This is a genomic window from Streptomyces sp. SID1328 (assembly GCF_009865595.1).
In the GTDB taxonomy this organism is placed as follows: Bacteria; Actinomycetota; Actinomycetes; order Streptomycetales; family Streptomycetaceae; genus Streptomyces; species Streptomyces griseoluteus.
This window is the reverse complement of sequence record NZ_WWKH01000598.1, coordinates 1-1,128: the sequence shown is the minus strand read 5'-3', so window position 1 is coordinate 1,128 and position 1,128 is coordinate 1. Positions and strand designations below refer to the sequence as shown.

The 1,128-nt window shown below is 76.0% G+C and carries 1 protein-coding gene; it reads left to right on the top strand.

What is annotated here, in order from left to right; genetic code table 11:
* Positions 1-1,128 (top strand): AMP-binding protein (locus GT030_RS19070; RefSeq protein WP_161202120.1); only part of this gene is annotated, 1,128 nt, incomplete at both ends.

Below are 1,128 nucleotides of genomic sequence, written 5' to 3'. Positions count from 1 at the left end.
GCACCGACACCCCGGCCCCGCGCGCCGCCTCCGACGCGCCGGTGGAGCTGCACTCCGGCGACACCCTCCCCGTCACCGTCCTGGACGAGCTGCGCCGCCTCGCCGGGGACAGCCGCACCACCTGGACCGCCGTCCTGGTCAGCGCGGTCGCCGCCTACGTCGCCCGGGTCACCGGCACGCGGGACGTCAGGGTCGGCCTCGCCTCCCACGGCCGGCACGCGGGGCTGCGCCACATCATGGGCATGACCTCCAACATCCTGCCGCTGCGCCTGGCCGTCACCCCGGACATGACGGTCGGCGCCCTGGTCCGCGCGGTCGCCGCCGAGATGCGCGGCGCGATGCGCCACCGCCGCTTCTCCCGCGAACAGCTCGCCCGCGAGCTGAACCTGGCCGACGACGGGGCCCGCCTCACCGACGTCGTCGTCAACATCATGGGCTTCGAGTACGGCCTCGACTTCGGCGGCAGCGCCGCCACCTCCCGGCTGCTGTCCATCGGCCCGGTGGACGACGTGTCCCTCTTCGTCTCCGAACGCTCCGAGGGACAGGGGCCGTTGATCGGCTTCGACACCAACCCGGAGCTGTACCACCCGGACGACGTCCGGCTGCACCAGGACGCCGTCGTCTCCTTCCTCACCGCCCTGGCCGGGGCGGACGCCGAGACCCCCCTCGCCGAGATCCCGTTGCTCGACGACACCGCCACCGCCGGGGTACTCGCGCAAGGGCGCGGGGCCGAACTGCCCGCCGGGGACACCGCGCTCCCGCAGGCGTTCGCCGCGCAGGTCCGCCGCGCTCCGGACGCCCCGGCCGTCGTCGCCGGTGCGCACACCCTCACCTACCGAGAGCTCGCGGAGGCGGCCGATGAGCTGTCCGGTGCGCTGAGCGGCTGGGGCGTCGGCGCCGAGGACGGTGTCGGGGTGCTGGTGGACCGCTCGGCCGCCGTGGTGACGGCCACGCTCGGCGCCGTGGGCGCCGGGGCCGCGTACGTACCGATGGACGCCGCATGGCCCGCCGGCCGGCTGGACCGCGTCGCCGGGACCGCCCGGGTCCGCGCCCTGATCGTGGACGCGGCCAACGCCGACGCGGACTGGGTCACGGAGCGGGCCGCCACCCTCCCCGTCCTCGTCGTGG